5 protein-coding genes are annotated in these 8,487 nt (G+C 71.1%); 2 read left to right on the top strand and 3 right to left on the bottom strand.

Annotation, left to right across the window (positions count from 1 at the left end; genetic code table 11):
* Positions 1-7 precede the first annotated feature (7 nt).
* Both glsA and U742_RS0100980 read left to right on the top strand, forming a co-directional pair.
* Entirely contained in the window at positions 8-1,009 is a 1,002-nt protein-coding gene (gene glsA / locus U742_RS0100975; RefSeq protein WP_029349139.1) for a glutaminase A, read from the top strand.
* Between the two features lie 156 nt (positions 1,010-1,165).
* Positions 1,166-1,429 (top strand): hypothetical protein, encoded by a 264-nt coding sequence (locus U742_RS0100980; RefSeq protein WP_156034091.1) that lies wholly within the window; start codon positions 1,166-1,168, stop codon positions 1,427-1,429.
* A 9-nt stretch (positions 1,430-1,438) separates the two neighbouring features.
* On the opposite strand, the gene U742_RS23675 is transcribed toward U742_RS0100980, so the two are convergent.
* The 3 genes from U742_RS23675 to U742_RS0100995 form a co-directional block, all read right to left on the bottom strand.
* Positions 1,439-5,722 carry a translocation/assembly module TamB domain-containing protein gene (locus tag U742_RS23675; protein ID WP_197028137.1) on the bottom strand — a complete coding sequence of 1,428 codons (4,284 nt, stop codon included), beginning with the start codon at positions 5,720-5,722 and terminating at the stop codon, positions 1,439-1,441.
* Positions 5,722-7,656 carry an autotransporter assembly complex protein TamA gene (locus U742_RS0100990; RefSeq protein ID WP_029349145.1) on the bottom strand — a complete coding sequence of 645 codons (1,935 nt, stop codon included), beginning with the start codon at positions 7,654-7,656 and terminating at the stop codon, positions 5,722-5,724. The genes U742_RS23675 and U742_RS0100990 overlap by 1 nt, the downstream gene beginning before the upstream one ends.
* A 204-nt stretch (positions 7,657-7,860) precedes the next feature.
* Positions 7,861-8,487: ABC transporter permease subunit (locus U742_RS0100995; protein ID WP_029349147.1), on the bottom strand; the 627-nt coding region annotated here is incomplete at its 5' end.

An 8,487-nucleotide genomic window follows, 5' to 3' on the forward strand; every position in this document is an offset into this window, starting at 1 on the left:
GGCGGCCATGAGCTTTGCCGACGACAGCCGCGACGCCCTGCCATCCTACGTCTCGACCGGCCATCTGCCGCCGTCCGAGGTGGTGGCGGCGCTGGTCAGCTCCGCGCATGAGCGGTTCAGGGGGCATGCGGAAGGGCGCAACTCCGAGGTCTATCCCTCGCTCGCCGCCATGCCCTCCGAGCTGTTCGGCCTCTGCGTCGTCGGCACCAACGGCGCCTGCCACACGGCGGGCGACTGGGAGCACGACTTCACCATCATGAGCGTGTCGAAGCCCTTCGTCTTCGCGCTGGTCTGTCAGGAGATCGGCGCCCGGGAGGCGCGCGCCCGGCTCGGGGTCAACGCCACCGGCCTGCCGTTCAACGCGCTGGAGGCGATGGAGCGGGCCGGCGACGGGCGCACCAACCCGATGGTCAATTCCGGCGCCATCGCCGCCAGTAGCCTCGCGCCGGGTGCGAACCACGGGGCGAAATGGGCGTGGATCCGCGACGGGCTCTCGCGCTTCGCGGGGCGCGAGCTGGTGGTCGACGAGGACATCCACGCCTGCGCCATCGCCAGCAATTTCCGCAACCGCGCCATCGCCGACCTGCTGGAGAGCTATGGGCGGCTCTATTGCGATGCGGCCGAGGCGATCGACCTCTACACGCTGCAGTGTTCGTTGCGGGTGAACGCGAAGGACCTCGCGGTGATGGGCGCGACGCTGGCCGACGGCGGGGTGAACCCGGTGACCGGCGCGCGGGTGATCGACGCCGAGACCTGCCGCTACGCGCTCGCGGTGATGGCGACCGCCGGGCTCTACGAGACGTCGGGCGACTGGCTCTATGAGGTCGGCCTGCCGGGCAAGAGCGGCATCGGCGGGGGCATCGTGACGGTGGCGCCGGGCAAGGGTGGGCTCGGCACCTTCTCGCCGCGCCTCGACGCGGCCGGCAACAGCGTGCGCGGGCAGCTTGCGGCGCGCTACCTGTCGGAACGGCTCGGCCTCAGCCTGTTCGCCTCCAGCCCGGAAGCGTGAGGCGGGCCGCGCTGCGGCGTCCTGCCGCCGGAACCTCCATCGGCCCATGTCGTTCTTGTGAGCCGCCGCTCGTGCATCCGGCATCGAACCGGCGGCGCGATGGTGCTTAGATTGCCGGAACCGGCCCCATCGGGGACGGAGGGTGAGGAGGACGTCATGAGGATGGAGAGCGGGCGCTACGACCCGGAAACCATCACTGTCCTGGAGGAATGTCTCGATTTCGCGTGGCAGACCGCGGTGCGCGTGAATCCGACGCTGAAGGCCTCCGAGGCCGAGCGTCTGCACACCCGGCGTGTGCTCGCCAGCGCGCTTCTGGAGCTCGCGGCGACCGGCGAGCGCAACCGCACCGAGCTCATCGAATTCGCGCTCAGGGCGCTGCCGTCCTACCGCAACGCGCGGCCGGACCGTCTGGCGGGCTGATCGGCCGCCTCAGTAATCCCACTGCGCGCCGATGCCGACCTCGGCCGAGCCATCGGCGCCGGTGGCGCCCTGCAGGCGGATGTTCTTGGTGATGTCGACGTCGACCGTCACCTGGCTGGAGCCGGGTGTCGTGCCGCCTCTCACGCCCAGATACATGCGGTCGTTCAGGCGCCGGCCGATGCCGACCTGTCCGCCGGTGCCGGCGGAATTTGTGCCGACATCGAGGCTGTCGACGCCGAGCGAGCGGCGCATCCTGTCGAGCACGCCGGCGCCGCCGCCGGAGAACTGCGCGATGGTCTGCGCCACCTGGATCGCCTGACCGGGGGTGAGCGAGCCGGCGGCGCGTCCGAACATCAGCCGCGAGAGCACCTCGTCCTGCGGCAGCGTCGGGTTGGAGGTGAAGGTGACATCCGGCCGCGAGGCCGGGCCGGTGACGAGGATCTGCGCGGTGATGTCGTTCGCCGTCGTCTCGGCGACGAAGTCGAGGTCCGGGTCCGTGGTGCCGGTGAAGGTGATGCGCCCGCGCGTGAAGTTGAGGCGCTTGCCGAGGATGTCGAAGGTGCCGCGCCGCATCTCGAAGCCGCCGTCGGTGATCGGGCTCGCCGTGGTGCCGCCGACGCGGATGTCGCCGCCCAGCTCGGCGGTGAGCCCCATACCGCGCACGAAGACGTTGTTCGGCGCCGAGACGGTAAGGTCGAGCGGCATGCCGGCATTGGCCGGGCGCGCCGCGGCGGGGCGGGGGGCGGGCGTCGCACGGCGACCGTTGGCCGCGCGCGCGCCGGTATTGACGTGGCGCACGTTCAGCGTCTCGCCGCCGCCGGGCAGCCGATCGGCGATGTTGACGTCGAGGCTCCTCACCACCAGCCGGCCGGCGATGCGCGGATTGTTGGCGAAGGCGCCTTCCGCCGCCACGCGCCCCTCGGCGACGAGGCGCATCAGGTCGCTGTTGACGAGGCCGGCACTGTTGAGATCGATGTCGATCTTGCCGGGGAAGCCCGCGGCCGGATCGAGCGCCACCGAACCGCGGCCGGAGAGGCCGCCGCCATTGGGCGTGCGGGCGGAAAGCGAGGACAGTGTCACCGAGCGCTCCGTACCGGTGACCAGCGCCTCGATATTAGCGAGGTTGACGCCGTTCACGCTGTCGAGGAAGCGCCCGCCGGTGACGCGCACCGTGCCGCCGGCGCGCGGGGCGGCGGGCGTGCCGCGCAGCGTGGCGTCGATGGCGGCGCGGCCGGTGACGCTCATGCCGGAGGCGGCGAGCAGCGGATTGGCGATGCCGAGATCGAGCGCGCCGCGCATGGCGAGGTCGAGTTCGCCGGCACCGAGCGGCGCCGATCCGGTGATGGTGACGCCGGACATGTAGGGCGCGGTGATGCTGGCCTGCGTGGTGGCGCGCCCGCCCGCGAGGCGCCCCTCCGCGCGGATGTCGAGCGGGCCGACGCCGTTCCGCGCGAGGTCGGGATTGCTCAGCCGGGCGATGGTGAGCGCGTAGTTGCCGGTCAGCGTCGCGGCCGGGCCCTGCAGCCGCGCATTGCCGCTCAGCGTGCCGGAGAGGCCGAGACCGGGCGAGGCGAGTTCGGCGAGCGACAGCGGCAGGGCGCGCAGATCGACGGTGAGATCGAGCTCGGAGCCGGCGCGCCCGCTGATCGTGCTGGTGCCGCCGCCGGTGACGAGGACCAGCCGGTCGATGGTCAACTGGTTAGCAGACCACATGAAATTGGCCGGCGCCGAGGTGGTGACGGTGACGGTGCCGCGCGCGAGGTTCAGCCGGTCGAGGCGGAAGGCGGGATTGCCGCCCTGCTGGCTCAGCACGCCATTGGCGGCGAGATTGGCGCCGTTCACCGCGGCGTCGAGGGTGAGCGCGGTGCCGGCGGTGCCGCCCTTCGCGGTGAGGGCGGCGCGCGGAATGTCCATGCCGCCGGCGCGGACGGCGGAGAGCTGCGCGGAGCCGTCGAGGGTCGGGACGCCGGCGGGATCGACCACGGTGGCATCGATGCGCGCGCCGCCGACGCTCTGGCCGGCGGCGGTGATCTTGTCCGCATCCGCCTTCACCGCGACGCGCTGCTTGCCGTCCGTGACATCGAGGCGGATATCGGCGTTGAGGCTGCCGGAAAGCTCGGCGAGCGCCAGGGCGGAAAGGTCGGCGAGGTTGCCGGCGCGAACGGTCAGCGCCCCGGTTGCGCGGCTCTGCGCATCGACGGTGACATCGCCCTTCGCCGTGACGGACCCGATGGCGACGTCCAGTCCCCTGATCTGATGGGCGTTCTGGTCGAGCGCGGCATAGGCCGCCGAGATGGTGGCGGGCTTGCGGGCGACGGTGCCGGCGAGCTTCAGATCGGCGGAGGGGCGGCCGGTGAGGTCGCGGGCGGTGACGGCGAGGTTGAGGTTCTCGACCGGCTGCTTCATCGCCGTGCCGTTCGGCACGCTCAGGTTCGCGGTCAGGCCGAGAGCGTCGAGATTGCCGGAGAAGGCGGCTTCGCCCCTGACCGCGCCGCTCACCCGCGGGTCGAGCCGGGCGAGGTCGTTGAGGGCGAGCTTGGCCGCCAGATCGGCATTGGCCTTCGAGACCGAGCCGTCGGCGGTGATCGACAGGCCCTCGGCGGCGATGTTCAGGCCGTTGATGCGTATGGCGTTCTCGCCATCGCGCGCGAGCGCGCCCGCGATCGTCGTGGTGCCGCCGAACAGGCCGTCCACCTGCGCGATGCCGGTGATGACGCCGCGCGTCTCGCCCTTCAGGCTGACATCGGCGCGGGCGAGGTCGCCGCTGGCGTCGATGCCGGCTTCCAGCGTCATGGTGCCGGCGAGCGTCCGTCCGGCCAGCGGCGAGAGGGCGGCGAGGTCGAGCCGTTCGACATTGAGCGTGCCGGCAACGGCCTCGCTCGAGGCGCGCCCGGCGAAGCGGGCGGTCAGCGCGGTGAGCTGCGCGGTCAGGCCGGTAAGTGCGACGGGACCCACCCGCGGCTTCACGCCGTTGACGGTGAAGCGGGCGGTCGGTCCGAGCGCGCTCGCGACCTTCGGATCGGCGGCGGTCAGCCCGTCCGCGGTGCCGTCGAGATCGAGTGCGAGGCCGCCCGATGTGTCGGGCAGGGTGCGCGCGTTCACCACCAGCGCGGTTGCGCCGTAGCCGGCACCGGTCAGCCCGCCGGCATTCACCCGCGCCACCACGGCCGGGGTCGCCAACGCGCCCTTCACCGTTCCCTCGGCGGCAAGCGATTGCCAGCCGACGCCGGGCGCCAGCGCGGCGAAGCGGGTGGCCTCGCCGGCGGTGAAGGTGAAGGCGAGGTCCGCGCTCATAGCATTGGCGTCGAGCGCGCCCTTGACGCCGGCGCCGAAGCCGGCGGCGCGGATCGTCGCCGTCTCGATGGTGACCTTCAGCGCTTCGTCGACGGTGGCGGTGCCGGCGAGTTCGGTGCGGCCCTCGATGAGCGGGGCGATGTTCGCCGGGGCGAGGCGGGAGGCATCGGCGTCGATGGCGAAGGTGACGCGGCGCCCGCCGGCGACCGCGCGGATGCCCGCCGCGCCGGTGATGTGCGCGGCATCGCCGGCGGAGACGTCGAGATGCCCGTCCCAGGCGTCGAGCGGGCCGGAGCCCGTCAATGTCGCGGCCAGCGCAGGAAGACCCTCCAGCCCCGCCGCGCGGGCGATGAGGCCGCCGGCCGGTTCCTGCGCGGCGACGTCGAGATCGAGCACCTGCGTATCCGGCACGTAGTTCAGCCGCCCGGTGACGCTGCCTGGCTCGTCGGTGCGCTTGAGGTCGAAGGTCGCCGACAGGCCGCGCTCCAGCGCCAGCAACTCGGCCGAGGCGGCGAGCGAGAGCACCGCCGCATGGCCGAAGACCGGCTCGGCGATGTCGATCTCGTCCACCGTGAATCGCCCGATACGGACCGGCAGGGCAAAGCCGCCGCCTTCGCTTGCCGGCGCCTCTTCCGCGGCCGGCGGCAGGTTCGGCTTGCGCAGCAGCGCGACGCGCCGGGCGCCGGCATCGGCGATGTCGAGCCGGCCGCCGATCAGCTCCAGCGGCCGCCAGGCGAGTCGGACATTCTCGACCTCGGCGAACAGGCCGTCGGCATCAGCGACGCGGATGCTGGCGACCCGCATGTCGGAGGGAATGAAGCCTTCGAGCCGGTCGATCTCGACCTTCAACCCGTCCGATGAGGCGAGGGAGGAGGCGAGCGAGGCAAGCCACGCCTTGCCCGGCGGCGTCTGGATGGCGAGGAAGGCGCCGACGACGAGCAGGACTACGCCCAGCAGGATCACGCCGAGCCAGATCATTATGGTGCGAAGCGCCCGCATCAGAAGGCCTGCCCCAGGCTGACATAGATGCCGTAGTCGCCATCGTCCGGCCCGGGGTTCAGCGGCACGGCGAAGTCGATGCGCAGCGGGCCGATGGCGGTGTAGTAGCGCAGCCCGATGCCGGCCGAATATTTCATGTCGCCGAAGTCCGGCACCTCGTCGGCGAAGGCCGAGCCCATGTCGAAGAAGGGTACCACGCCGATGGTGTCGGTGATCTTGATGCGCAGCTCGGCCGAGGCCTCGAAATAGGAGAGGCCGCCGATGATGTCGCCGTCGGCGTTGCGCGGGCTGGCGGACTGGTAGTCATAGCCGCGCAGCGAGCCGCCGCCGCCGACATAGAAGCGCCGCTGCGGCGGCACGTCGTAGAGCGTCGCGCCCATGATGCTGCCGCCGGCGACCCGGCCGGCGAGGATGTAGCGTCTGTCCTCGTCCAGCGCGTAATAGGTGGCGAAGGTGCCCTTCACCATCACCGGGCCGGCGCCGCTGTCGCCGAGATAGGCGAAGGGCTCGACGGTGGCGCTGGCGCGGATGCCGCGCGAGGGATCGAGCGGGCTGTCGGTGGTGTCGTAGGAGAGGTCGACCGGGATGCCGGCGACGAAATAGTCGCCCTTGCGGTCGGCGTCCTCGACCTCCGACTGCTCCAGATCGAGGCTGACCTGCATGGAGAGCGTGTCGTCGAAGCGGTGGCGCACGCCGATCAGCCCGATGACGCCCTCGCGCACATAGGCGTTGGTCACCTCGCGCAGCACCGCGGCGTTGGCGATGAGGTCGTCCTGCGCGGTGTAGATGCCGGGTTTCACGAAGCTGGCGGCGAGCTTGTAGCCGAACGGATCGGCGTCCGGCACCGCCTCAGATTTCTCGCCGAACCAGGAGACGGTGGCGTCGAGGCGCAGCGTCTCGCCGCCGCCGAACAGGTTGCGGTGGCCCCAATAGCCGTTGATCGAGGAGCCGTCGGTGCTCGAATATTTCGCCGAGAAGCCGACATAGCGCGGCTCGCGCAGCGTCACCTCGATGGCGACTGGGAGCCGGCCCTGCGGGTCGAGGCGCTCGCCCTCGCGGATGCGCACGCTGGCGATGGCCTGGTAGGTGAGCAGGCGCTTGCGCAGGCGGTTCAGGACATCGGGCGAATAGGGGGTGCCCGGCGGGATAGCGATGCGTTCCTCGATGAAGCCGGGGGTGAGAAAGTCGGCGCCGGAGACGGTAAAGGTGCCGAAGGTGGCGTAGGGGCCGGAATCGACGGCGAGCGTCACGTTCAGCCGCTTGGTCGCGTGGTCGGCCACCACGTCCTTCGAGGCGATGTGCGCGAAGGGATGGCCGCGCTCGCGCCAGAAATCGACCAGTATCGATTCGGCGCGCACCACGTCGTCGGCGAGCGCCGGCTCGCCCGGCTCGAGGCGCAGCGCGCGCAGGCTCGGCGCCTCAGTGAAGGGGCGGCGGGTGCGCGCGTCGATCAGGCGGACCTCGCCGAAGACGAAGGGCGGGCCGGGATCGACGTCGACCCGCACCGGCACCGGGCCGCGCTTGCGCGACGCTTCTACGATATCGAAGATGTTCGGCGCGTCCGGCGCGTTGCCGGCGATGGTCATGCGGATGTTGCCGGCATAGCGGCCCTGGCCGTAGAGCGCGGCGGTGATGCGCTCATAGTCCGACAGTGCGCGGCGGATCAGCCCGGCGGCGCCGGAGGGCGGGCGGTCCTTCAGGCTCTCCAGATTGGAGGCGTCGGTGACGGCGTTGCGCAGGGTGCGGTCGGCGCCCTTCACCTCGATGGCGAGGGTGTAGGGCGTCGGGTCGATGAGCGGGGTGTCGTCGCTCGCGCGGTTCGGGTTGAAGAGATCGGCTATGGAGCTGAAGAAGTTGCGCTCTTTGGGCGCCGTGGGCTCCTGGGCACCAGCAGGGGCGCCGCCGAGCAGCAGCGCGGCAGAGGCGAGGAACATGGCACGCAAGTGAGCCCGATCATTTTGTGCGAACGACGCCACCACCCCTGCTCGGCACCAAAGACAGCCTTCCGCGAGTAAGGCGGAAATGCGGTCTTATTGAGAACGCCCCGATCAAACAAGATCGGATGCATTCATACCAATTGAGGTAAATTTGAACTTAATTGCCCGGAGGCGCGCTTAATCTGTTGGTGCCGCTGGCTTTTACACGTGCCGCGTCCAGGATACGAACAGACGCTCGACGAGGCGCACGCCGCATTCGAGCGCGAAGGCGACGCCGGCGATGACGAGGATGCCGGCGACCACCACGTCGGTGGCGAGGAAATTGGCCGCCGACTGGATCATGAAGCCGACGCCGCGCGTCGCGGCCACCAGCTCGGCGGCGACCAGCGTCGACCAGCCGGCGCCGAGCGCGATGCGCGTGCCGGTGAGGATCGAGGGCAGGGTGGAGGGCAGCACCACGAGGCGTAGCACCTGCGCGCGGGTCGCGCCCAGCGCGCGGGCGACGTTGAGGCGGTTCGGCTCGACGTTCCGCGCCCCGGCGGCGGTGGCGATGATGATCGGCGGCAGCATGGCGAGGCCGATCACCAGCACCTTGGCGGTCTCGCCGATGCCGGCCCAGATGATGACGAGCGGCAGATAGGCGAGCGGCGGGATCGGCCGCAGGAACTCGACGATGGGGTCGAGGATGCCGCGTCCCACCGTCGAGAGGCCGATGGCGAGCCCCGCCGGGACGCCGATGGCGATGGCGGCGATCAAAGCGAGGAAGACGCGCAGCAGGCTGGCGCCGAGATGCTGGGCGAGGGTGGCGTCGACGAAGCCTTCGGTCGC

This window comes from Allobosea sp. 117, assembly GCF_000702305.1.
Taxonomy (GTDB): Bacteria; Pseudomonadota; Alphaproteobacteria; order Rhizobiales; family Xanthobacteraceae; genus Ancylobacter.

Excerpts from the sequence above, each read along its gene's own strand:
- glsA (WP_029349139.1), top strand. The coding sequence starts at position 8 with ATGAGCTTTGCCGACGACAGCCGCGACGCCCTGCCATCCTACGTCTCG.
- U742_RS0100980 (WP_156034091.1), top strand. The coding sequence starts at position 1,166 with ATGAGGATGGAGAGCGGGCGCTACGACCCGGAAACCATCACTGTCCTG.
- U742_RS23675 (WP_197028137.1), bottom strand. The coding sequence starts at position 5,722 with ATGCGGGCGCTTCGCACCATAATGATCTGGCTCGGCGTGATCCTGCTG.
- U742_RS0100990 (WP_029349145.1), bottom strand. The coding sequence starts at position 7,656 with ATGTTCCTCGCCTCTGCCGCGCTGCTGCTCGGCGGCGCCCCTGCTGGT.